The sequence below is a fragment of the Marinobacterium iners DSM 11526 genome (assembly GCF_900107855.1).
GTDB lineage: Bacteria > Pseudomonadota > Gammaproteobacteria > Pseudomonadales > Balneatricaceae > Marinobacterium > Marinobacterium iners.
The window spans coordinates 123,954-146,563 of the sequence record NZ_FNRJ01000007.1 but is presented as its reverse complement, the minus strand read 5'-3'; the positions used below and the strand labels follow the sequence as shown (position 1 = coordinate 146,563).

The window sequence follows — 22,610 nt, the reverse complement described above, 5'->3', positions numbered from 1 at the left end:
TTTTGTGGTCAGGCCCCCTCCCGGTGGAGCCCATGTTCGCTTCAGGGGTTGATCACCTCAGTACGCACACGGCCCAGTAAAGAGACCACCACCCGGTGCTCGATGGCCGTGCCCTCTGCCTGCAGGGAAAATGTGCCATTGGAGCCACCCAGAGCTGTACCGTCCGGTTGATAGATCAGAGAATCACCCCGATTCCAGATTATGTTCACAGCTGTGTGAAAGTTTGCAACGTAAAACACTGTTTCCCCTGCGCCAACCCTGCGATCCTGATCCAGATCAACGAACAGCAGGGCCCCTTGCCACTGCCTCTGACCGGCGCGACCGGTTCCGGCACATTGAGCACCATCCAGTGTACGACAGACTGTAACCCGGCGATTGCGTGTGAGCGCTTCCGAGCGGGCACTGGCCAACAACGAGCGAATTTCGGTTTGAGTCGACGCTAGCCGGCTGGAAGCCGGCAGGGAGTGAAAGCCGCCAGGGCCAATTGCAATCAGAATACCCAGTATGGCAATGGCCAACAGGCATTCGATCAGCGTAAGCCCCCGCTGGGTCGCCGGGGCAATATGGGTATGATCATCCATGATCCTGTCTCTTGCTGTACTTACCTTGTGCAGGCCGTTCTCATCCTGAGTCGGGCCTTTACAGACTGAACAGTCTGGCGGCGGGTGTCAAGCGGCCTCGACCGCCTCCACCTGCACTTCAAAGATAAGCGTCTTGCCGGCCAGTGGATGGTTAAAGTCCACTGTGACCTTGTCATCATTGAACTCGGTCACCATGCCCGGCAGCTCACCGCCCGGCTCCTGAAATGATACGACCAGGCCCGGCTCCAGCTCCATATCCTTGAACTGGCTGCGCGGCAGTATCTGGATATTGGAGGGGTTGTGCATGCCGAAGCCACGCTCGGGGGCGATGGTCAACTCTGTGTGCTCACCGGCCTTGAGACCGAGCATCGCCTGCTCAAATCCTTCCGGGATATTGCCGTCGCCGAAGGTGAAGCTGGCGGGCTGAGCATCGAAGTTGCTGTCGATGATCTGTCCGTCCTGCAGTTTAATTGCAAAATGCAGACTGACCCGAGTACCGGGACCGATTGCAGCGTCTGTCATTTCTGTTCCTCAACAGTTGTGTCGTTACGGCTGAACAGCATATCGACCAGCAGCGCGATGGTGCCCAGCGTGATGGCCGTGTCAGCGATATTAAAGGCCGGGAAGTAATAGCCTTCCCAGTGCAGCGATATGAAATCCACCACATGACCATGCACTGTACGATCATAAAGGTTGCCCAGAGCACCGCCCAGCACCAGCGCCAGTCCCACGCCCAACAGGTAATGTGACCGGGGGGTACGGTACATCCAGTGCAGCAGGAAGGCACTCATGCCCATAGCGATGGCCACGAACAGCCAGCGCTGCCAGCCACCGGCACCTGCCAGAAAGCTGAACGCGGCACCCGTGTTATAGAGCAGCGTCAGATCAAATACCGGCAGTAGAGGCACTGGGTTGGCATAGGTCAGCAGGCTGTCGGCCAGATACTTGCTGCCCAGATCAAGCACGATCACCAGCAGGCTGAGCCAAAGCCAGTGCAACGCACTGGCTCCTGTCTTGAGAGTCTTGGTCATCAGGCAAAATGGCGAGTTTCGCCCTCACCTTCAACGTTGCTGACGCAGCGACCGCACAGCTCTTCATGGCCGGCATGGCTGCCCACATCTTCGCGGTGGTGCCAGCAACGACCACACTTGGCATGACCAGAAGCCGCCACAGCCACCTTAAGGCCGTTCACATCCGTGGCCCGGGCATCACCGGCTTCGCTAAGCGGCTTCAGCGTGGCCTCGGAGGTGATCAGGACAAAGCGCAGCTCATCGCCCAGACGCTCCAGATCGGCGCTCAGACCGTCATCCACATACAGGATCGCCTCTGCCGCCAGTGAAGCCTTCACCAGCTTTTCGTTACGGGCATCTTCCAGACACTTGTTGACGGCGTCTTTCACCGCCATCACTCGCTGCCAGAACTCGCGACCAAAGGCATCGTCCTCAGCCAGTTCGAACAGTTCTTCATACCAGGTGGTCAGCAGAATCGAGTCCTTGTGCTCGCCCGGCAGCGCTTCATAGATCTCTTCAGCCGTGAAGCTGAGGATCGGCGCGATCCAGCGCACCAGCGCCTGGGCGATATGGAACAGCGCGGTCTGACAGGAACGACGCGCCAGCGAGTCCGGCTGGGTGGTGTACTGACGGTCCTTGATAATATCAAGATAGAACCCGCCCAGTTCCTGCACGCAGAAGTGGTGCACCTGCTGGTACACATCGAGGAAACGATAGCTGTCGTAGGCCGCAATTACCTTCTGCTGCAGACGCGCCGTGGCGTCTACGGCCCAACGGTCGAGTGCCAGCATGTCAGCAGCATCCACACTGTGGGTGGCCGGGTCGAAACCGTTCAGGTTGGCCAGCAGGAAGCGAGCGGTGTTACGAATACGGCGGTAGGAATCAGCTGTGCGCTGCAGAATCTGCTTGGACACGGCCATTTCACCGGAGTAATCGGTCGAGGCGACCCAGAGGCGCAGGATATCGGCACCGAGGGTATCGGTGACTTCCTGTGGCGCGATCACGTTACCGAGCGACTTGGACATTTTGTAGCCCTTTTCGTCGACGGTGAAACCGTGGGTCAGCACCTGCTTGTAGGGCGCGCAGCCGTTGATGGCGATGGAGGTTTTCAGCGATGACTGGAACCAGCCACGGTGCTGGTCGGAACCTTCCAGATACATGTCGGCCGGGAAGCTGAGGCCTTCGCGCTCGCGCAGGACCGCATGGTGGGTCACACCGGAGTCGAACCAGACATCCAGAGTATCGGTGACCTTGTCGTAGTCGGCCGCTTCATCGCCCAGCAGTTCGGTTGCGTCCAGCTCAAACCAGGCATCGATGCCGCCCTGTTCGATCTTCTGCGCGACCTGCTCGATCAGTTCAGCGGTGCGCGGGTGCAGCTCACCGGTCTGCTTGTGGGTAAAGACGGTGATCGGCACACCCCAGGTACGCTGGCGCGAAACACACCAGTCTGGGCTCTGCTCAACCATGGATTCAATGCGGTTCTGGCCCCACTCGGGGAACCACTGCACGCCCTTGATAGCATCCAGCGCCTGCGCCTTCAGCTGCTTCGCCTCCATGGAGACAAACCACTGCGGTGTGGCACGGTAGATCAGCGGCGTTTTGGTGCGCCAGCAGTGCGGGTAGCTGTGCTGGAAACGCTTCAGATGCACCAGAGTACCCTCACGCTCCAGTGCCTCGCACACCGGGCCATCTGCCTTGTAGACATGAACACCGGCAAATTCGCCGGCCGCGTCGGTGTAGGTACCGTCGGCCTGCACCAGGTTCAGTGTGCCCAGACCGTAGGCCTGACCGACCACAAAGTCTTCCATGCCGTGATCAGGCGCAGTGTGAACGGCACCGGTACCGGCATCGGTGGTGACGTGATCACCGAGGATCACCGGCACCTGACGGTCATAGACAGGATGCTTGAGCTGCAGCAACTCCAGCGCTGCGCCGTTGCAGGTTGCCAGCACTTCAAACTTGTCCACACCCCAGCGCGCCATGATGTCATCCACCATTTCGGCTGCCAGCACCATGCGATCCACACCCTGTTCGGTATGGGCCTCCACCAGAGCGTAGTCCAGAGCGCCATTGATCGACACCGCCTGGTTGGCGGGAATGGTCCAGGGCGTGGTGGTCCAGATCACCACCGATACCGGCGCCTCACCGGCAGTGGCGCCGAACAGTGCTAGCACCTTGTCCTGATCGATGAAGGTAAAACGCACATCGATGGCGGTGGAGGTCTTGTCCTGATATTCCACTTCGGCTTCAGCCAGTGCGGACTGACCGACCACACTCCAGTAGACCGGCTTGTAGCCCTTCACCAGATGGCCGTTGTCGATGATCTTGCCCAGCGCGCGCACGATGTTGGCTTCGGTGTCGAAGTTCATCGTCAGGTAGGGGTTGTCCCAGTCGCCCAGTACGCCCAGACGGATAAAATCCGCTTTCTGCCCGGCGACCTGCTCGGCGGCGTATTCGCGACACTTCTGACGGAATTCACGGTAGGGCACCTTATCACCGGCCTTGCCGATCAGGGTTTCGACCTTGTGCTCGATCGGCAGCCCATGACAATCCCACCCTGGCACGTAGGGGGCGTCAAAGCCGCTCAGAGTCCTGGACTTGATGATCATGTCTTTGATCACCTTGTTGACCGCATGACCGATATGAATATTACCGTTGGCGTAGGGAGGACCATCGTGGAGGATAAACGTCTTGCGTCCCTTGCCCTCTTCACGCAACTGACGATACAGGTCGATTTCATCCCAGCGCGCCAGACGAGCCGGTTCACGCTGCGGCAGGTTGCCGCGCATCGGGAATGCCGTTTCCGGCAGGTTGAGTGTCGCTTTGTAATCGGTCATAACAGGTCGCTTCCAGAGGTAAGGTCAGTCTCGGCCCGCCTGGGCAAACCAGGCGCGGACATGTTCAATATCGGCTTCTATCTGTGTCTTGAGCGCGTCCAGGCCATCAAAGGCCTGTTCGGGGCGAATGAAGTGCAGAAACTCCACCCGCATCAGGCTGCCATACAACTCGGCCCCTGTGTAGTCGAGCAGGTGCGCTTCCAGCACCGGCAGGCGGCCATGCACGGTGGGACGCAACCCCACATTACAGACGGCAGGCAAACACTGGCCATCAAAATGAGCCCAGGCTGCAAACACCCCTCGCAGCGGACAAGGGTAGCGGTGCATGCGCACGTTCGCGGTTGGCACACCCAACTGCCGCCCCAGTTTCTGGCCATGCATCACTCGGCCGGTAACGGCGTAACGCCAACCCAGCAGTTGCTCGGCCAGCTCAAAATCATTCCGCATCAGCGCAGTGCGAACACGCGTGCTACTGACACGCTCGCCCAGCAACGTGAAGGTGTGCGTGCCTTCAACCGTGAAACCGTGACGCTCGCCGGCTTCGCACAGCATGTGATAGTCGCCGCGGCGGTCGCAACCAAAACGGAAGTCATCGCCCACCACGAAATGCTCTACCGCCAGCCCTTTCAGCAGCAGCTCATTGATGAACGCTTCCGCCGACATCTGTCGCAGGCGTGCATTGAAGCTGAGGCAGACCACCCGGTCTACACCCTCGGCCGCCAACAGACGTACCTTTTCATCAAAACGAGTCAGACGGGGCGGCACGCTGTCGCCGCCAAAGAATTCACGCGGCTGGGGTTCAAAAATGATAACGACACTCGGCAGCCCAAGCGCAGCCGCCTTTGCCTTGACCTGCGCCAGCACCTTGCGATGGCCCAGGTGAACACCATCGAAGTTGCCAATTGTTGCCACGCAGCCACGGTGGCGATCACGCAGATTGTGTAAGCCTCGTATCAGTTCCATGCAGTTGCCGAGCCAGCGCCAGAATTTCGGACTGCGAAGTATATCGTACTCTGAACCCGGCGAGTACCGCTCAGAAAGTGTTCAACCGCGCAGATGGCGTAACCTGAGACCGGTCACCAGCAGCATCAGGAGATACGCCCCCGCTCCGGCCAGCACCAGCACTGTCATCCACTGCACTCGCAGCCATACACCTGCATCAAGCCAGTTCCCGGCCAGCCAATTCATGATCAGCAACAACACCGCCACCAGCGTTATGGAAGCGCTGACCAGCCGGAACAGCATCATGGCCCAGCCCGGTTGCCAGCGGAACACGCCTTCCTTGATCAGCCCATGCAGCAGCCAGCCCGCATTCATGAAGGCAGAAATGGATGTCGCCAGCGCCAGCCCCACATGGTCGAGCGGCCAGATCAGAATCAAGTTGAGCACCATATTAGCAGCCATCGCCTTGACGGCGATTTTGACCGGGGTACGGGTATTCTGACGAGCAAAATAGCCCGGTGCCAGCACCTTGATCAGCATGAACGCCAGCAGACCGAAAGCATAGGCGCGCAGGCTCATGGCGGCCATCTGCACATCCCGATCGGTCATTTCACCGTAATGGAACAGGGTAGCGATCAGCGGCTCGGCCAGCACCGCCAACGCCAGCGCAGCGGGCAGACCGATCAGCAGAATCATGCGGATCGCCCAGTCGAGGGTATGGGCAAAACGTTCCGGACTCTTTTCGGCATGAATGCGGGACAGGCTGGGCAGAATCACGGTAGCGATAGCGATGCCGAACACCCCCAGCGGCAGCTCCGACAGCCGGTCGGAGTAGTACAGCCAGGACACACTGCCAGTCTGCAGGAAAGAGGCCAGCACGGTATCCAGCAGCAGATTGATTTGCGCCACCGAGACGCCGAACAGTGCCGGCAGCATCAGCTTAAGAATTCGGCGCACCCCCTCATCCTTGAAATCAGCCTTCGGAAGCGGCAACAGCCGCAGCCGCGCCAGGAACGGCAACTGGAACAGCAGCTGTACACCGCCAGCCATCAGCACTCCCCAGGCGAGCGCCATGATGGGGGTTTCGAACCAGGGGCTGAGCCAAACCGCCGAACCGATCAAGCAAAGATTCAGCAGCACCGGGGTAAAGGCCGGAACGGCGAAGCGCTCGTAGCTGTTCAAAATGGCGCCGCAAAAAGCAGTCAGAGAGATCAGCAACAGATAGGGAAAGGTGATTCTGAGCATGTCGGCGGCAAGCTCAAACTTTTCGCCACCGGCCATGTAAAAGCCCGGCGCAAAAACAGCAGCCAGCACAGGCGCTCCTATCACCGCAATTACCGTGACCAGCACCAGCACCGAACCCAGCGCCCCGGCAACGCGATCAACAAGCTGTTTGACCGCGGCAAGATCTCGCTGGCTGCGATACTCGGACAGCACCGGCACAAAGGCCTGGGAGAAAGCGCCCTCGGCAAACAGACGGCGGAGGAAGTTGGGTATCTTGAATGCGACAAAGAAGGCATCGGCACTGCCACTGGCACCAAAGTAATTGGCAATCACCACATCACGCACCAGGCCAAGCACTCGCGACATCATGGTCATGATGCCCACAACGCCACTGGAGCGCAGTAGCCCGACACCGCCCCGTTTCGCCTTGTCTGTCACACTGACCCCTTTATTGAAATGCAAAAAATGTGCGCCGATCATATCCCCCTTTGCCAGACAGACAAAGTGGATTCAAGACGACGCGCGTAAAGGTTGACATTGACCGGCCTGACATGAATAATGTCGCGTCTAATTTTCGGCACTCGCATCGTCGTAATCTGATCAACCCAATTATCAAAGGAGCCGGACCGTGGCTAATTCCGCAGGATCCAAAAAACGCGCTCGCCAGGCGGAGAAGCGTCGTCAACACAACGCTAGCCTGCGCTCCATGGCGCGCACGTACATGAAAAAAGTAATCGCTGCCATCGACGGCGGTGACAAGGCTGCTGCTGAAGCAGCGTTCAAGGTCGCTCAGCCGATCATGGACAGCTCTGTAACCAAAGGCATCTTCCACAAGAACAAGATCGCCCGCACCAAGAGCCGCCTGACTGCTCGCATCAAGGCAATGGCATAAGTCACTACCTTGTCAGCATAAAAAAACCGGCAATTGCCGGTTTTTTTGTGCCTGTCATTCAGCCACTGTAATAACGCCGCGAGGTACCGACCTCAGGCCAGCACCAGGTTATCACGGTGCACCAGCTCTTCCTCGCCCATGAAGCCCAGCAATGACTCGATTTCGCGACTGGGACGACCGATAATTCGACGCGCATCCTCTACGCCGTAATTTGCCAGCCCGCGTGCAACCACACGCCCCTGCTCATCCATCATCATCACCATCTCGCCACGCGAGAAATCACCGCTGACCGAGCGCACTCCAGCAGGCAGGAGACTCTTGCCCCGTTCCGCCAGCGCCATCACGGCACCAGCATCCAGCACCAGCGTACCGCGCGCCTGCAGGTGCCCGGCAATCCACTGCTTGCGTGCCGCCATGGGCTCTCTCTCAGGCAACAGTAGAGTACCGATCAGCTCACCGCGGTGGAGCCGCAGCAGCACATCCGGCTCGCGCCCACTGGCAATCAGCGTCAGTGCACCAGAGCGCGCTGCCAGCTTGGCTGCACGCACCTTGGTCGCCATGCCACCGCGTCCAAGCCGACCACCATCTCCAGCCATGGCGACCAGTCGCTCATCCTCCGCCATCGCTTCACTGATCAGCTCTGCATCGGGATTGCTGCGCGGATCAGCGGTATACAGCCCCTGCTGATCAGTCAGCAGTACCAGCACATCCGCTTCGACCGCGTTGGCCACCAATGCCCCCAGCGTATCGTTGTCACCGAAGCGAATCTCACTGGTGACAACGGTATCGTTTTCGTTGACCACTGCAACCACACCCAGCTCGATCAGGGTACGCAGCGTGGAGCGAGCATTGAGATAGCGCTTGCGATTGGACAGGTCATCGTGGGTCAGCAATATCTGAGCCGTGTGCATGCCGTGACGGCGGAAGTTGGTCTCATAGGCCTGCACCAACCCCATCTGACCGACAGCCGCTGCCGCTTGAAGGCGGTAAATCTCGCGCGGACGCCCAGCCCAGCCCAGCCGGGTCATTCCCTCAGCCACTGAGCCAGAAGACACCAGCACCACCTCGACACCACTGCGCGTCAGCTCTACCAGCTGGTCCACCCAGTGCGCAATGGCGACCTGATCCAGCCCCTGACCATCATTGGTCAGCAGCGCACTGCCAATCTTGACCACCCAGCGCCCGCGCTGGGTCAGACCATTACGTCCCGCTGTCACCTTATACCTTCTCCGTCAGGGTACATACTCCACTTCGACATCGTAATCATCATCGTCGAAGTCATCATCATCGAGGCCATCATCCGCCATGCGACGAGCACGTTGCTCCATGCGCAGACGCTGCAGATTCTCACGCGCCTCTTCATCGATCAGTGCACGCGCATGCCTCTCCTGCTCGAGCAGTTCCGGGTCTTCCGCGATGGCCGCTGCACGCGCGTCCAGGAAGTCCTGCAGATCATGCACCAGCGGCGTCAGCCCCAGCTTGTTCAGCGCTGAAATTCGATACACTGGACCTTCCCAGCCCAACGCGTCGATTACGGCCTGACAGGCTGCATCCTGCTCCTCTTCAGGCAACATATCCAGCTTGTTCAGCACCAGCCAGCGCGGCTGTTGCGCCAGCGTCTGGCTGAATTTTTCAAGTTCGTTCACCGCGGTCACCGCCGCCTGCGCGGGCGTAGTTTCATCCCAGGGCGCCATATCCACCAGATGCAGCAGCACCCGGTTGCGCGCCAGATGCTTGAGGAAGCGAATCCCCAGCCCCGCACCCTCGGCTGCACCTTCGATGATGCCCGGAATATCAGCCACCACGAAGCTGCGATGCGCTTCGGTGCGCACCACGCCAAGGTTGGGCACCAGCGTTGTAAACGGGTAATCCGCCACTTTCGGCTTGGCTGCCGAGATGGAGCGAATAAGGGTGGACTTGCCCGCATTGGGCAAACCCAACAACCCTACATCGGCCAACACCTTCAGCTCCAGCCGCAGGTTGCGCAATTCGCCTTCACTGCCTTTGGTGGTCTGGCGCGGTGCGCGGTTGACACTGCTCTTGAAGCGCGTATTACCCAGGCCATGAAAACCGCCCTGAGCAATCTTGTCCTGCTGACCAATACGGGTTAGATCCGCCAACACCTCTCCGGTATCGACATCCACTATTGTTGTACCCACAGGCACCTTCAGGATGAGATCTTCCCCCTTGGAGCCGGTACAGTTGCGCCCGCTGCCGGATTCACCGTTCTGCGCCTTGAATCGGCGGGTAAAGCGATAGTCGATCAGCGTATTGAGCGATTCATCCGCCTCAACCCAGATCGAGCCACCATCACCACCATCTCCGCCATCAGGCCCGCCCTTTGGAATGAATTTCTCACGCCGGAAGCTCAGACAGCCGTTACCACCCTTGCCAGCTTCCACTGTGATGGTCGCTTCATCTACAAATTTCATCATTACCTCCAACTTTCATTCATCCCGGGATCAGAGGAGTACACCCCCTCAATCCGGGCGGGACAGCCGGACGCTTGCGCACGGCCGCCTGCAAACGAAAAAAGCCCCGCCTGGGCGGAGCTTTTCGATGCGAGTATCAGATCACTGCTCAGGCAGGAACGACGCTCACATATTTACGGTTGTTCGGACCCTTGACCTCGAACTTGACCACGCCGTTTGCAGTTGCAAACAGGGTGTGATCCTTGCCCAGACCAACGTTGGTGCCGGCGTGGAACTTGGTGCCACGCTGACGGATCAGAATGTTACCCGCGATAACGGCCTGACCACCGAAACGCTTTACGCCCAGACGCTTTGATTGTGAGTCGCGGCCGTTACGCGTTGAACCACCAGCCTTCTTATGAGCCATTATTCAATCTCCTAATTCGGTTGATCAGCCACTGATGCCAGTGATTTTAACTTCTGTAAACCACTGACGGTGACCCTGACGCTTCATGTGATGCTTGCGGCGACGGAACTTGATGATAGTGACTTTGTCACCACGGCCGTGAGCTACAACTTCTGCAGCCACTTTGGCACCTTCAACAACCGGAGCACCGACCTTAACGTCGTCGCCGTTACCGACCAGCAAAACGCGGTCGAACTCAACGCTGGAACCTGCTTCAGCAGTCAGTTTTTCCAGCTTCAGTGTCTGTCCTTCCTGCACACGGTACTGTTTACCGCCGCTTACGATTACTGCAAACATGCTTTTCTCCAAGTATTAACCTGCCCGGCTACTGGAAACGAAACCTACTTCTAATGGCCGAAGTCTGAAGACTTCTGGACACCCTATGGTAGGGAGCGATCGTGGACAGGTTTAAGGCGCGCAATTTTACCCGAGTCCCTCGTTACAGGCAAGCGCAATCCTTGCCAAATCCCCCGCCCCGACGCCCGTCTCCCAGCTCGGCTTGACACCCTTCTCCCAGCCCCCTAGCATGCGGCGGGTGTTCAGTCCACATACAGAACCCCGCCCATGCAGCCACACCAGCTTAATCCGACCATAGAGCCGCAGTTCGATGCGGTAACCGATTATATTCTTAACCACCTTGGGTCGACTGTGCCCCTGGTCGAGAAGATCGGTCACTATATTGTCGCCGGCGGCGGCAAGCGACTGCGCCCGCTGCTGGTACTGCTCAGCGCCAACGCTTGCGGCTACAGGGGCGAGCAGCATATCCCGCTGGCCGCCGTAATCGAGTTCATCCATACCGCTACCCTGCTGCACGACGATGTTGTGGATAACTCAGAGCTGCGCCGTGGCAATGCAACCGCCAATGCCAAATGGGGCAATGCGCCCAGCGTACTGGTGGGTGATTTTCTCTATTCCCGCGCTTTCCAGATCATGGTCGAGATAAACCGCATGGAGATCATGCAGGTGATCTCCAATGCAACTACCGTAATCGCCGAAGGTGAAGTGTTACAGCTGCTGAATCAGCGCAACCCGGACACCTCCGAAGAGTCCTACATGCAGGTCATTCTCGGCAAAACGGCGATGCTGTTTGAGGCTGCTACCGAAGTTGGCGCCATTCTCGCCGATGCCAGCGCAGAGGAGCGCGAAGCACTGCGACTGTACGGTCGCCACCTGGGTATCGCCTTCCAGCTGGTGGACGACCTGATGGACTATCTGTCCGACAGCGCCACCATGGGCAAGAATGTCGGTGATGACCTGGCGGAAGGCAAGGCCACCCTGCCACTGATCCACGCCATGCGAGTCGGCAGCGAGACTGAGCGCAAACTGATTCGTGGCGCTATTCGCGAAGGCGGTCTGGACGATCTGCAACCGGTACTGGATATCGTGCAGCGCACAGGGTCAATCGACTACACCCGTCAGCAGGCCGAAGCCGAAGTCAGTCGCGCCATTACCGCGCTGGAAGCACTGCCGGCCAGTTCTTTCCGTGAGACACTCACCACCCTGGCACAGATGGCAACCCGCCGCACCAGCTGATCCCTGAGCACGCTGCAGCTCGACTGCGGCGTGCAACTTGAGCCTTTGCAGCCGCTAAAATCCCCCATCTGATCCGATATCGATCAAATAAGGGCACACAGGCCGTGCCTGCAGGCAGTCAAATCGGTATAATCGGGCAAATTTTATGAAATGCCTTGGATATACGGTTTCCTATGACTAGACCCTCCTCCTTTGAACGTGAAGAGCTGCTCAAGTGCGGCCATGGCGAGATGTTCGGCCCAGGCAATGCCCAGCTGCCGGTCGGCAACATGCTGATGCTGGACCGCATCATCGAGATCAACACCGATGGTGGTCAGTACGGCAAGGGTGAGATCATCGCCGAACTCGATATCCGCCCAGACCTTTGGTTCTTTGACTGCCACTTCCCGGGAGACCCTGTCATGCCGGGCTGTCTCGGTCTTGATGCCATGTGGCAGCTGGTAGGCTTTTTCCTCGGCTGGCGCGGCAATGAAGGACGCGGGCGCGCACTGGGCTCCGGCGAAGTCAAGTTCACCGGTCAGGTGCTTCCCACTGCCAGCAAGGTGACCTATCACATCGAGCTCAAGCGTGTCATCGAGCGCAAGCTGGTTATGGGTATAGCCGATGGTTCACTGTCTGTTGACGGCCGTACCATCTATACTGCCACGGACCTGCGTGTCGGCCTGTTCAAGCAGACAGATAACTTCTGAGCCTGAACTTCGACCCGTTAACCTTGCCATATAATAAGACAGTATATTTCTGAACGATTGAAGAGAGGCTACACATGCGACGCGTCGTTGTGACCGGTATGGGGATCGTTTCCTGCCTGGGAAATGATCTGGAAACAGTTCTGGACTCACTGAAGCAGGGGCGCTCCGGCATCAAGTTTCAGCCGGAGTACAAGGAGCTTGGCTTCCGCAGTCAGGTTGCGGGCAGCATCGATATCGACCTGGACAGCCTGATCGATCGCAAGCTGCGTCGATTCATGGGCAACGCTGCGGCTTATGCCTACCTGGCCATGAAGCAGGCGATTGAAGATTCCGGCCTGAGCGAAGACCAGATCTCCAATGTCCGTACCGGCCTGATCGCCGGCTCAGGGGGTGCATCTTCAGCCGATATCGTTGAAACTGCTGATATTCTGCGTGAAAAAGGTGTCCGCCGCGTAGGCCCCTACCGCGTTACCCGCACCATGGGCTCCACCGTCTCCGCCTGTCTGGCAACTCCGTTCAAGATCAAGGGTGTCAACTACTCGATCACCTCAGCCTGCGCGACCAGTGCACACTGCATCGGTAGCGCCATGGAGCAGATCCAGCTCGGCAAGCAGGACGTTGTTTTTGCCGGTGGTGGTGAAGAGCTGCACTGGTCGCTGAGTGTCATGTTTGACGCCATGGGCGCGCTGTCCAGCAAGTACAACGATACTCCGGAAAAAGCGTCTCGTGCTTATGACGCCAATCGCGACGGTTTCGTGATCGCAGGTGGTGCCGGCATGCTGGTGCTCGAAGAACTGGAGCACGCCAAAGCTCGTGGCGCCAAGATTTACGCTGAGCTGACTGGCTACGGCGCTACTTCCGACGGCTACGACATGGTTGCACCGTCCGGTGAAGGCGCCATTCGTTGCATGCAGCAGGCGATGGCCACCGTAGATGGCCCCATCGACTACATCAACTCCCACGGCACCTCCACTCCGGCTGGTGACATTCAGGAGCTGAAGGCGATGAAGCAGACCTTCGGTGACAAGATGCCGCCGGTCAGCTCTACCAAGTCACTCACCGGTCACTCACTGGGCGCCACCGGTGCACAGGAAGCGATCTACTCGATCCTGATGCAGCAGAACAACTTCATCTGTGCGTCGGCCAACATCGAAGAACTGGATCCGGAAGCGGCCGGCATGCCGGTTGTCACGGAACGCAAGGACAACATCGAGCTCAAGCGCGTCATGTCCAACAGCTTCGGCTTCGGCGGCACCAACTCAACTTTGGTGTTCGAGAAATACGAAGGCTGATACTGCGGCCAGCCCCGTTGGCTGGCCCATAAAAAAGCCGCTCATAATGGAGCGGCTTTTTTATGGGCCGAATTCAACCTTAGCTTACTCCAGACTGCCCTGCTCTCGCATGGTCTGCTCCAGCCAGCCTGCTACTTCAGCATGCACTTCATCCACACTGCGCCCTTCCGTCTGGATCGCGGGACCTACACTGACCTGCACGGTGCCGGGATACTTGACGAACGAGTTACCGGGCCAGTAAAGACCCGCATTATGTGCCACCGGTACAATCGGTACACCGCGACTCACGGCCAGCATCGCACCGCCCTTGTTCAGCTTGCCCATCTGCCCCACAGGTACACGTGTACCCTGCGGAAAAATCAGCAATGGAATACCGCTGTCCAGCCGCTGCTGCCCCTGCTCCAGCAGCTGTTTCAGCGCACCGCGCCGCTTGCTGCGATCAAGCGCGATCGGACGCAACAGTGCCAGTGCCCAGCCGAACAGCGGGATTCGTAGCAGCTCGCGCTTGAGCACCACGGCCTGAGGCCGAACGAGTGTCTGGAAGTACAGCGTCTCCCACTCGCTCTGATGATTGGCCACAACCACATACGCACCTTCTTTTGGAAGATGCTCACGCCCCTTCAGTTCAACTCCCAAACCACAGCAGATGCGCAACCAGTCGATATAGAAGTAATTGATCAGGGTCAGAAACTTGAACCGGGCCCGAAACGGCAGCAATGGGCCAATCAGCAAACAGGGAATCGCAAACAGCATGGTCAACGGGTAAAAGCCAACTGCATAGAGCAAGCCGCGCAGATACAGCCACATGCTGCCAGAGCGTTGAGCAGGCATCAGCTCTCCCCCTGGCTGGCATTGTGATGATTGATGACCGGGTTGGCGTACATCTGACGCAGGAACGGCCGCTCCTCATCGCTCACACTTTCAAGGCGCGCGTCAAAGGCCTGCTGCTGCTCGACACTGACCGCCTCGCCGGCAGCAGCAAGATTGCTTGGGTGCAGCCGGTAATTGAGGTGGATTTGACGATCGATCTCAGCGGCAATCTGCTCAGGGGTTTCAAACTCGCCACTCAGCGGAGTACCAAAAGCGATGTAAACCTCCCCCTTGTCGCCGGTAATGCCTCGGACAATACTGCTGATATCCTCGTATTCAGACTTCTCGTATGCACCGTGCAGCGCAACAGCGGCCAGCTCACGAGCCTTGAGCTCATCACAGGGGTCAAGCTCATAGGCAATGGATACCGGTACAATGTTGAGCCGCCCCACCATCTCGCCCAGGCTGCGCTGCTTGCGGTGCGACATGTAGAACATTTTCATCAATGCCGGATCTGTACGGTCATTGCCATCTTTCGCCCGCCCCTCGCGCTGCGCGATCCAGATAGAGTGGCCATTGCTGATGCTGTGATCGATGTAGGAAGAGAGTTGAGTCAGCGCCGACATCATCTCTCGCCCCTTGGCAGAGCGATTAACGATGAAGCTTTTATTAAGCCGCATCAGGTCCGACACATAAGGTTTGCGCAGAAGGTTATCACCGATCGCAATGCGCACCGTCGACATGCCAGCCTTATAGCGAACCCAGTTCACAAACGCCGGGTCCATGGCGATGTCACGGTGATTGGATACGAACAGATAAGCTTCGTTGGGGTCCAAACGCTCAATACCCGAGCAGCTAACCCGCGTTGTGGTGCGTCCGATCATTTTCTGCATGTAATCGGCCACCAGCTGCTGGAAACCATCTATGCTTTCGATCTCGCCAACTCGTGCTGCCACAGCAATGCGCACCAGTGGACGCAGCAGCCAACCCAGCGGGCCGGAAGCCCTGGGAAACTGGTAGCGTGTCAGGGCCGAGATACATTCGTCGTCGCGCACCAGCCGCTGAAGTACCGCCTCGACTTCATCATCCCTGTAGGGGCGGATGGACTGATAGGGATCCGGTGTCAGAGTCTGAGCATTCATTCGCGTATATCACGCCTCTAGCGGCTGCTGAAAAGTTGCACATTTTACCCTGTTACTGCCCGTTTTACAGTGCAGCGGAAGGTAAAACATTACCCTGCAGGCAAAGGCGAATTTCAAATCAGACATGCCGCAGGTATAGTGAAGCCCATCCAACACCCACCCGCCTGCAATAGTTGAGGAAACCGGCATTGAATACTTACCTGATGCTTAAACATGCACACCTGACCATGGTCGGACTGAGTATCATCCTGTTCATGTTGCGCGCAGCACTTATGCTGGTTTGGCCCAAGGCGCTCAATGCTCGCTGGCTCAAGATTTTCCCCCATGTGATCGATACGTTGCTGCTGGTCAGTGCGATCGGCCTGATGCTGGTGCTGTCGCAATACCCGCTCACCCATCACTGGCTCACAGCCAAGATACTGGGTCTGGTCGGATATATTGGTTTTGGAACGGTTGCGCTGAAGCGTGGCAAAACAATGAAAACACGCCTGCTGGCTCTGGTCGCGGCACTGTTGTGTCTGGGGTATATTCTGGCAGTGGCTTTGACGCGTTCTGCCAGCCTTGGGCTGTTTTAAAATGTGAAGGTATACGGCGAACATTTAGAGTTCGCCGTAATGCTCCCGAATGACGCGCTGCAACTCACTGCGCCAGGGACGCTGACGAATACCGAAGGTACTGAGCAGCTTACGGCACTTGAGCACAGATGAAGCCGGCCGCTGTGCAGCAGCCGGATAATCAGCCGATGCTACGGCACGAAGTTCCTGTACAGCAAGCTCCTCATACTGCCGCGCCGCGGCCAGAATCGCCTCACTGAAGCCATAACGGGAGGTGATTTCAGCACCGCAATAGTGATAGGTTCCCCACACATCAATACCGCAGGTCAGCTGGCGCAGGATGGCTAGGATGACACGCGCCACATCTTCAGCCGAGGTAGGGCAGCCACGCCGGTCATCAACCGCCTCAATCATGGCTTCATGCCGCGCCTGCTCCAGTGTACGCAAAAGATAATTGTCACCACGGGCACTGAACACCCAGCTCACACGCAGGATAAGATGTTGAGAGTGCAGGCTGCGCACGGATTCTTCACCTTCCCACTTGCTGCGCCCAAATACTCCCAGCGGGGAGGCAGCGTCATCCTCACTGTAGCCACTGGCATAGTGGCCATCGAAGACATAGTCCGAGGACAGGTGCAGCAGCGGGATACTGAGCAGCGCACAAGCGGCAGCAAGGTTGGCCGCGCCGGCACTGTTCACGGCCAAAGCCTGATCAGGCTGCCGTTCGGCATCATCAACCCGGTTGAAGCCGGCACAGTTGATCACATAGTCAGGCAGGTGTCGTTCAAGTTGCTGTCGGATCTGCTCAGGGTCGGTCACATCAAGTTTGCGTCGTCCCAGGGCGATACACTCAAGCCCCTGCTGTTGCAACAACAGCTCCGCCAGAGCATGACCAATCTGGCCATCCGCTCCGCAGATGAGAACCTTGGCTGATGTTGTATAGGCGCTGGCCACCATTGACGGGATGTTCACCTGTTACTGGAATGAAAGTTCGGGGGCAAGCCCGGTTCATTTCGAGCATACCGCAAACTCTGCCCCTGCACACCTGCCCGATATGAAAAAAAGTGCCCTGCAACAGACACAAAAGCCCCGCGTTGCGGGGCCTTTGAACAGGTATTGCTGCAGTCGCGTGGATCAGCTCTCAGAACGGGATGTCATCATCAAAGTCATCAAAACCCGGGGCTGGCTGCTGAGGTTGTTGCGCAGGCTGTTGTGCCGGCTGCTGACGCGGAGCCTGCTGTGGCGGTGCCTGATTGTATTGTTGTGGCTGACCATAGCCCATGTCGCCGCCCTGAGGTGCATAACCGCCACCCTGTGAAGGTTGCTGGTAACCACCACCCCCTTCACCACCGCGTCCATCCAGCATCTGCATCTCGCTGGCTACAATTTCAGTCGTGTAGCGATCCTGGCCATCCTGTCCCTGCCACTTGCGGGTACGCAGGGAGCCCTCAATGTAAACCTTTGAACCCTTACGCAGATACTCGCCCGCAATTTCAGCCAGACGGTTGAAGAATACGACCCGATGCCACTCGGTACGCTCCTGCATCTGGCCGCTCTGTTTGTCTTTCCAGCTATCACTGGTGGCAAGGTTCACGTTGGTGACCGCATTGCCAGATGGCATGTAACGTACTTCGGGATCAGCTCCCAGATTACCGATCAGAATTACCTTATTGATACCGCGCGCCATCTCACTCTCCCGTTATCCTGTTAGCCTGGGCCACCGCATCCTGCATGTGGCCGTACGCCCATGAGGATACCACAAGCACAGCTGTTTTTGCTGTCCCGCTATAGGCTCTATAATAGTCCTTTTTGCCAGCCAAGGCGGAGCCGCAATGGACAAGATTCTGGTACGGGGTGCACGCACCCACAACCTGAAAAATATTGACCTCGATATCCCCCGCGACCAGTTGATCGTCATCACAGGGCTGTCGGGATCAGGCAAGTCCTCACTCGCCTTCGACACTCTCTACGCCGAAGGACAGCGCCGCTACGTGGAATCCTTGTCCACCTATGCACGCCAGTTCTTGTCGATGATGGAAAAGCCCGATGTAGACCATATCGAAGGACTGTCACCGGCCATATCGATCGAGCAGAAATCCACATCGCATAATCCCCGCTCGACAGTTGGTACCATCACCGAGATTTACGATTACCTGCGTCTGCTCTTTGCCCGAGCAGGCGAACCGCGCTGCCCTGAACATGACTTGCCGCTGGCGGCACAGACCGTCAGCCAGATGGTTGATCAGGTGCTCGCACTGCCCGAAGGCACACGCGTAATGCTGTTGGCTCCCGTCGTACAGGGCCGCAAGGGTGAGCACTTACATATCATCAGCCAGCTGCGCAGCCAGGGCTTCGTCCGCGCCCGTATAGATGGGCTGGTGGTCGATCTTGATGATGCCCCAACACTGGACAAGAAACGCAAACACGATATTGAAGTGGTGGTTGATCGCATCAAGGTTCGAGAGGACCTTCAAACCCGCTTGGCAGAATCATTTGAAACCGCTCTGGAGCTGAGCGATGGCATTGCCAGAATTGCCCCCATGGATGAGGGTATGGAGGAGATGGTATTTTCGGCACGTTTCGCCTGCCCGACCTGCGGCCACAGCATTCAGGAACTCGAGCCTCGTTTGTTCTCATTCAACAACCCCCACGGCGCCTGCCCTGCCTGTGATGGTCTTGGGGTACGACAGTATTTTGATCCAGCCAAACTGGTACAGGACGCATCACTGACACTTGCACAGGGTGCCATACGTGGCTGGGATAAGCGAAGTCTCTACTATTACCAACAGCTGCAGGCGGTAGGTCAACACTACGGCTTTGATCTGGATACCCCGTTTGAGAAACTCAGCGAACAACACCGCAATATCATTCTGCACGGCAGTGGTGATGACAGCGTAGACTTTCACTACCGTAATGATCGAGGCGAACGCGTTAAGAAGGCGCACCCCTTTGAAGGCGTTATCAATAATCTGGAGCGGCGCTACCGGGAAACCGAGTCCGAAAGTGTACGCGAAGACCTGGCTCGCTATCTCAACATGCATGCATGCCCCTCATGCAATGGCAGCCGATTGCGTGCTGACGCGCGCCATGTATTTATTGACCAACGCACTCTGCCTGATCTTGTACGCCTGCCGATTGGTCAGGCAAAAGAGTACTTTGAACAGCTTCAACTCGGAGGCAAACAAGGCGAGATCGCCGACAAGATTCTAAAAGAGATTCGTGAACGCCTGAGTTTTCTGGTCAATGTAGGACTCGACTACCTATCGCTTGAACGCAGTGCTGATACTCTTTCAGGTGGTGAAGCTCAGCGCATCCGACTGGCAAGTCAGATTGGTGCAGGTCTGGTCGGTGTCATGTATGTACTGGATGAGCCATCCATCGGACTGCATCAACGCGACAATGAACGTCTGCTCAAAACTCTGGAACACCTGCGTGACCTGGGCAATACCGTCATCGTAGTTGAACACGATGAAGATGCCATCCGCATGGCGGATTATCTGATTGATATCGGCCCCGGAGCCGGCGTACATGGCGGGCGTGTCATCGCCGCGGGCCTGCCCCAGACCATTATGGACAATCCCGAATCGATCACAGGCCAGTATCTGTCCGGCAAACGGTCGATTGCGATACCGGAACAACGCAAGCCGGTGGACAGTGACAGGATACTGCGTCTGATAGGCGCCAGCGGCAACAACCTGCAGCAGGTGACGCTCGAAATTCCTGTTGGACTGATGACCTGTGTGACCGGCGTGTCGGGTTCAGGCAAATCCACATTGATCAACAACACGTTGTACCCGGTTGCCGCCACGGCACTTAATCATGCGACAACGCTGGACGCAGCACCTTATGAGCGGATTGAAGGATTGGATCTGTTTGACAAGGTCATCGATATAGACCAGAGTCCGATTGGACGCACTCCACGCTCCAACCCCGCGACCTATACCGGTATTTTTACACCGATCCGTGAACTCTTTTCCGGGACCCAGGAAGCACGCTCACGCGGCTACAAACCGGGACGTTTCAGCTTCAATGTAAAAGGTGGCCGCTGTGAAGCCTGCCAGGGGGACGGCGTAATCAAGGTGGAGATGCACTTCCTGCCGGACATCTATGTGCCCTGCGATATTTGCAAAGGGAAGCGCTATAACCGTGAAACCCTGGAAGTGAAATACAAGGGCAAGAGCATTGATGAGGTGTTACAGCTGACGGTTGAGGATGCGCGTGAATTCTTCGACGCCATACCGGCGCTGGCTCGACGATTGCAGACGCTGATCGATGTCGGTCTCAGTTATATCCGCCTCGGGCAGGCCGCCACCACGCTGTCTGGCGGCGAAGCCCAACGTGTCAAACTTGCACGCGAATTAAGCAAGCGTGACACCGGCAAGACCCTGTATATTCTTGACGAGCCCACCACCGGACTGCATTTCTATGACATACAGCAGCTGCTCAATGTCCTTGATCGCCTACGGGACCACGGCAATACCATCGTAGTGATTGAACACAACCTGGACGTAATCAAGACCGCCGACTGGATCATAGACCTGGGCCCGGAAGGTGGCAGCGGTGGTGGCGAAATCATTGCCACCGGCACACCCGAGACCGTTGCAAACGTGCCACAGTCACATACCGGACGCTTCCTGAAACCCATGTTGAAACCTGTCTGACCTTGTGCGGGCTGTCACCAACACTACAGCCCGCCTTCACTAAATTACAGGCGAAAAAAAACCCGGTAACCAAAGGCACCGGGTTTTTTTAACAGTTCAGAAGAGTATTAATCTTCTGCACTCTCATCTGCAACAGTCTGACCAACCGGACGATCTACCAGTTCAACGTAGGCCATGGGAGCCTTGTCGCCGGCACGGTATCCGCACTTGAGAATGCGGATATAGCCACCGGGACGAGCCGCGTAACGCGGACCCAGTTCGTTGAACAGTTTACCTACAGCATCGTTGCTGCGGGTACGGGAGAACGCCAGACGACGGTTAGCAACCGAATCGATCTTGGCCAGAGTGATCAGCGGCTCAGCAAAGCGGCGCAGTTCTTTAGCTTTAGGCAGAGTAGTCTTGATCAGTTCGTGTTCGAACAGAGACACTGCCATATTTTTGAACATCGCTTTGCGGTGAGCACTTGTACGATTTAAGTGTCGACCAGATTTACGATGACGCATTTTCTAAATCCTTTGCAACTTAGGGTTAGAAGTCAGACTCAAGAGGCAACCTTGTCATCGCCTTTCAGACTGGCCGGGGGCCAGTTTTCCAGACGCATGCCAAGCGACAGACCTTTAGATGCCAGCACATCTTTGATCTCGGTCAGAGACTTCTTGCCCAAGTTAGGAGTCTTCAGCAGCTCTACTTCGGTGCGCTGGATCAGATCACCAATATAATAGATCTGCTCTGCTTTCAGACAGTTCGCGGAACGTACAGTCAGCTCCAGGTCGTCGACCGGGCGCAGAAGAACAGGATCAATCTCCGGCTCATTCGGCTCGGCGCGAGTCTGTTCACCCGCGTCTTCCAGATCAACAAACACGACCAGCTGCTGCTGCAGTATGGTAGCCGCACGACGGATGCACTCTTCCGGATCGATAGTACCGTTGGATTCGATATCGATCACGAGCTTGTCCAGGTCGGTGCGCTGTTCTACACGTGCACTTTCAACTGCATAGGACACGCGCAGAACAGGGCTGTAGCTGGCATCCAGCTGCAGACGTCCGATGGCACGAGTTTCATCCTCGTCGCTGTTACGTGAGTCAGCCGGCACATAGCCACGGCCGCGTGTCACGCGCAGCTGCATGTTCAGTGCAGCACCCGGATTCAGGTGAGCAATCACATGTTCGGGATTGGCAATTTCAACGTCCTGAGTCAGCTGAATATCGCCAGCCGTGACAGAACCTGCCTCTGACTTGGAGAGTGTCAGAAGCGCCTCATCACCGTTGTGCAGAGCAATGGCAACACCTTTGAGGTTCAGCAGGATCTCGATGACATCCTCCTGCACCCCTTCTATGCTGCTGTACTCGTGCAACACACCCTCAATCTCAACTTCCGAAATTGCACAACCCGGCATGGAAGAGAGCAGGATACGGCGCAGCGCATTGCCCAGGGTATGGCCGAACCCTCGCTCCAGTGGCTCAAGAGTCACCTTGGCGCGGGTTTTGCTAATCTCCTGCACGTCAATGTGACGCGGGTAAAGAAACTCGTTTACTGAACGCTGCATAGTTCCACCAGTCAAGAGTT

22 protein-coding genes are annotated in these 22,610 nt (G+C 57.3%); 6 read left to right on the top strand and 16 right to left on the bottom strand.

Annotation, left to right across the window (positions count from 1 at the left end):
* Window positions 1-41: 41 nt before the first annotated feature.
* From BLV48_RS09865 to murJ, 6 genes are all read right to left on the bottom strand, one after another.
* Window positions 42-581 (bottom strand): GspH/FimT family protein, encoded by a 540-nt coding sequence (locus BLV48_RS09865; protein WP_091826532.1) that lies wholly within the window; start codon window positions 579-581, stop codon window positions 42-44.
* Window positions 582-668: 87 nt separating this feature from the next.
* A complete protein-coding gene (locus BLV48_RS09860) occupies window positions 669-1,103 on the bottom strand; it encodes an FKBP-type peptidyl-prolyl cis-trans isomerase (RefSeq protein ID WP_091826466.1) in 435 nt (144 codons plus the stop codon).
* Window positions 1,100-1,612 carry a signal peptidase II gene (gene lspA, locus BLV48_RS09855; protein ID WP_091826465.1) on the bottom strand — a complete coding sequence of 171 codons (513 nt, stop codon included), beginning with the start codon at window positions 1,610-1,612 and terminating at the stop codon, window positions 1,100-1,102. Before lspA ends, BLV48_RS09860 begins: the two co-directional genes overlap by 4 nt.
* Entirely contained in the window at window positions 1,612-4,428 is a 2,817-nt protein-coding gene (ileS, locus tag BLV48_RS09850; protein ID WP_091826463.1) for an isoleucine--tRNA ligase, read from the bottom strand. Before ileS ends, lspA begins: the two co-directional genes overlap by 1 nt.
* A 24-nt stretch (window positions 4,429-4,452) precedes the next feature.
* Window positions 4,453-5,391 carry a bifunctional riboflavin kinase/FAD synthetase gene (gene ribF, locus BLV48_RS09845; protein WP_091826461.1) on the bottom strand — a complete coding sequence of 313 codons (939 nt, stop codon included), beginning with the start codon at window positions 5,389-5,391 and terminating at the stop codon, window positions 4,453-4,455.
* 81 nt (window positions 5,392-5,472) lie between these two features.
* Window positions 5,473-6,969 (bottom strand): murein biosynthesis integral membrane protein MurJ, encoded by a 1,497-nt coding sequence (gene murJ / locus BLV48_RS09840; RefSeq protein ID WP_254775010.1) that lies wholly within the window; start codon window positions 6,967-6,969, stop codon window positions 5,473-5,475.
* Between the two features lie 253 nt (window positions 6,970-7,222).
* On the opposite strand from murJ, the gene rpsT reads away from it, so the two are divergent.
* Window positions 7,223-7,486, top strand: coding sequence for a 30S ribosomal protein S20 (gene rpsT, locus BLV48_RS09835; protein WP_091826457.1), 264 nt, complete (start codon window positions 7,223-7,225; stop codon window positions 7,484-7,486).
* Between the two features lie 92 nt (window positions 7,487-7,578).
* Here the strand turns inward: rpsT and proB are convergent, their stop codons facing one another.
* From proB to rplU, 4 genes are all read right to left on the bottom strand, one after another.
* Complete coding sequence (gene proB / locus BLV48_RS09830) at window positions 7,579-8,703, bottom strand: glutamate 5-kinase (protein ID WP_091826456.1); 1,125 nt, start codon at window positions 8,701-8,703, stop codon at window positions 7,579-7,581.
* A gap of 15 nt (window positions 8,704-8,718) precedes the next feature.
* Entirely contained in the window at window positions 8,719-9,918 is a 1,200-nt protein-coding gene (cgtA, locus tag BLV48_RS09825) for an Obg family GTPase CgtA (protein ID WP_091826530.1), read from the bottom strand.
* A 148-nt stretch (window positions 9,919-10,066) separates the two neighbouring features.
* Window positions 10,067-10,324 carry a 50S ribosomal protein L27 gene (gene rpmA / locus BLV48_RS09820; protein ID WP_091826454.1) on the bottom strand — a complete coding sequence of 86 codons (258 nt, stop codon included), beginning with the start codon at window positions 10,322-10,324 and terminating at the stop codon, window positions 10,067-10,069.
* 24 nt (window positions 10,325-10,348) lie between these two features.
* Complete coding sequence (rplU, locus tag BLV48_RS09815; RefSeq protein ID WP_091826453.1) at window positions 10,349-10,660, bottom strand: 50S ribosomal protein L21; 312 nt, start codon at window positions 10,658-10,660, stop codon at window positions 10,349-10,351.
* A gap of 267 nt (window positions 10,661-10,927) precedes the next feature.
* Here rplU and ispB point away from each other — a divergent pair, with 267 nt between their 5' ends.
* From ispB to fabB, 3 genes are all read left to right on the top strand, one after another.
* Window positions 10,928-11,896 (top strand): octaprenyl diphosphate synthase, encoded by a 969-nt coding sequence (gene ispB / locus BLV48_RS09810; protein WP_091826451.1) that lies wholly within the window; start codon window positions 10,928-10,930, stop codon window positions 11,894-11,896.
* 173 nt (window positions 11,897-12,069) lie between these two features.
* Window positions 12,070-12,585: a 3-hydroxyacyl-[acyl-carrier-protein] dehydratase FabA gene (gene fabA, locus BLV48_RS09805; protein WP_091826450.1), complete on the top strand. Its 516-nt coding sequence runs from the start codon at window positions 12,070-12,072 to the stop codon at window positions 12,583-12,585.
* Between the two features lie 74 nt (window positions 12,586-12,659).
* Complete coding sequence (gene fabB, locus BLV48_RS09800; RefSeq protein WP_091826448.1) at window positions 12,660-13,877, top strand: beta-ketoacyl-ACP synthase I; 1,218 nt, start codon at window positions 12,660-12,662, stop codon at window positions 13,875-13,877.
* An 84-nt stretch (window positions 13,878-13,961) separates the two neighbouring features.
* On the opposite strand, the gene BLV48_RS09795 is transcribed toward fabB, so the two are convergent.
* Entirely contained in the window at window positions 13,962-14,708 is a 747-nt protein-coding gene (locus BLV48_RS09795) for a lysophospholipid acyltransferase family protein (protein WP_091826446.1), read from the bottom strand.
* A complete protein-coding gene (locus tag BLV48_RS09790) occupies window positions 14,708-15,829 on the bottom strand; it encodes a 1-acyl-sn-glycerol-3-phosphate acyltransferase (RefSeq protein WP_091826445.1) in 1,122 nt (373 codons plus the stop codon). Before BLV48_RS09790 ends, BLV48_RS09795 begins: the two co-directional genes overlap by 1 nt.
* 188 nt (window positions 15,830-16,017) lie before the next feature.
* Here BLV48_RS09790 and BLV48_RS09785 point away from each other — a divergent pair, with 188 nt between their 5' ends.
* Entirely contained in the window at window positions 16,018-16,404 is a 387-nt protein-coding gene (locus BLV48_RS09785) for a SirB2 family protein (RefSeq protein ID WP_091826443.1), read from the top strand.
* 24 nt (window positions 16,405-16,428) lie between these two features.
* Here BLV48_RS09785 and rfbD read toward each other — a convergent pair whose 3' ends face one another.
* Window positions 16,429-17,355: a dTDP-4-dehydrorhamnose reductase gene (gene rfbD / locus BLV48_RS09780; protein WP_254775009.1), complete on the bottom strand. Its 927-nt coding sequence runs from the start codon at window positions 17,353-17,355 to the stop codon at window positions 16,429-16,431.
* Window positions 17,356-17,524: 169 nt separating this feature from the next.
* Window positions 17,525-18,070 (bottom strand): single-stranded DNA-binding protein, encoded by a 546-nt coding sequence (gene ssb / locus BLV48_RS09775; RefSeq protein WP_091826440.1) that lies wholly within the window; start codon window positions 18,068-18,070, stop codon window positions 17,525-17,527.
* 145 nt (window positions 18,071-18,215) lie between these two features.
* On the opposite strand from ssb, the gene uvrA reads away from it, so the two are divergent.
* Window positions 18,216-21,044: an excinuclease ABC subunit UvrA gene (gene uvrA, locus BLV48_RS09770; RefSeq protein WP_091826438.1), complete on the top strand. Its 2,829-nt coding sequence runs from the start codon at window positions 18,216-18,218 to the stop codon at window positions 21,042-21,044.
* Window positions 21,045-21,151: 107 nt separating this feature from the next.
* On the opposite strand, the gene rplQ is transcribed toward uvrA, so the two are convergent.
* Both rplQ and BLV48_RS09760 read right to left on the bottom strand, forming a co-directional pair.
* Window positions 21,152-21,547, bottom strand: coding sequence for a 50S ribosomal protein L17 (gene rplQ, locus BLV48_RS09765; RefSeq protein ID WP_091826436.1), 396 nt, complete (start codon window positions 21,545-21,547; stop codon window positions 21,152-21,154).
* 38 nt (window positions 21,548-21,585) lie between these two features.
* Window positions 21,586-22,590 carry a DNA-directed RNA polymerase subunit alpha gene (locus BLV48_RS09760; protein WP_091826434.1) on the bottom strand — a complete coding sequence of 335 codons (1,005 nt, stop codon included), beginning with the start codon at window positions 22,588-22,590 and terminating at the stop codon, window positions 21,586-21,588.
* Between the last annotated feature and the right edge of the window lie 20 nt (window positions 22,591-22,610).